Annotated in this window: 1 protein-coding gene; it reads left to right on the forward strand. The window is 68.4% G+C overall.

The features are described 5' to 3' along the window. Positions 1-238: 238 nt before the first annotated feature. The coding region (locus ELR45_RS19480; RefSeq protein WP_129667969.1) for an adenosine deaminase at positions 239-1,294 on the forward strand (1,056 nt) is incomplete at its 3' end.

A 1,294-nucleotide genomic window follows, 5' to 3' on the forward strand; every position in this document is an offset into this window, starting at 1 on the left:
GACGATCGGCCGGAAGACGCCGACCCGGCCGATGCGACGGGTGAGGGCGGTGAGCACCCCGAGTGCGACCGTCGACTTCCCGGTCTCGCCGGTCACCGATGCGATGTAGACATTGCGTGCCACGCCACTGAGATTAGCCACCCCCGTGCGATCATGCCCACGCACGGCACCGTTCGTGACCAAGCGAACATCGGCGCTACCTGCCGTAACCGACGGGACCTGGAGTACGGTGACGATTATGGCGCCGACGCAGGCCGAGATCCTGGCCGCACCGAAGGTTCTGCTGCACGACCATCTCGACGGTGGGCTCCGCCCGGCGACGGTGATCGAGCTGGCTTCTCAGACCGGCCACAGCCTGCCCGCAGATGACGCGGACGAGCTGGGCAGATGGTTCGTCGAGTCGGCCCACTCCGGCTCCTTGGAGCGTTACCTGGAGACGTTCGTCCATACAGTCGGGGTCATGCAGACCCGCGAGGCCCTGGTCAGGGTGGCGAGTGAATGCGCCCAGGACCTGGCCGCCGACGGCGTCGTCTATGCGGAGGTCAAGTACGCGCCGGAACAGCACCTGGACGGCGGGCTCACGCTCGACGAAGTGGTGGAGGCGGTCGAGGAAGGCTTTCGCCTGGGCGAGCAGCGTGCGGCCGCCGCGGGTCGGCCGATCCGGGTGGCGACGCTGCTCACGGCGATGCGGCATGCGGCACGGTCGAGCGAGATCGCCGAGCTGGTGGTCCGCTACCGCGGGGCCGGCGTCGTCGGGTTCGACATCGCGGGCGCCGAAGCAGGCTTCCCTCCGACGCGGCACCTCGACGCGTTCGAGTACTTGCGACGGGAGAACACGCATTTCACGATCCACGCCGGCGAGGCGTTCGGCCTTCCCTCGATCTGGGAGGCGCTGCAGTGGTGCGGCGCGGACCGGCTCGGGCACGGCGTGCGGATCGTCGACGACATATCGGTGGCGGAGGATGGGCAGGCGACGCTGGGTCGCCTCGCCGCCTACGTGCGTGACAAGCGGATCCCGCTGGAACTCTGCCCGTCGTCGAACGTGCAGACCGGCGCCGCCGCGTCCATCGCCGAGCACCCGTTCGGCCTGCTGGCGCGGCTCCGGTTCCGGGTGACCGTGAACACGGACAACCGGCTGATGAGCGACACGTCGATGTCGCGGGAGCTCGCGCTGCTCTCGGAGGCGTTCGGCTACGATCTCGATGACTTCCAGTGGTTCGCCGTGAACGCGCTGAAGAGCGCGTTCATTCCGTTCGATGAGCGGCTGGCGCTGATCAACGACGTGGTCAAGCCA

Origin of the sequence: Phytoactinopolyspora endophytica, from assembly GCF_004138495.1 — a bacterium.
GTDB lineage: Bacteria > Actinomycetota > Actinomycetes > Jiangellales > Jiangellaceae > Phytoactinopolyspora > Phytoactinopolyspora endophytica.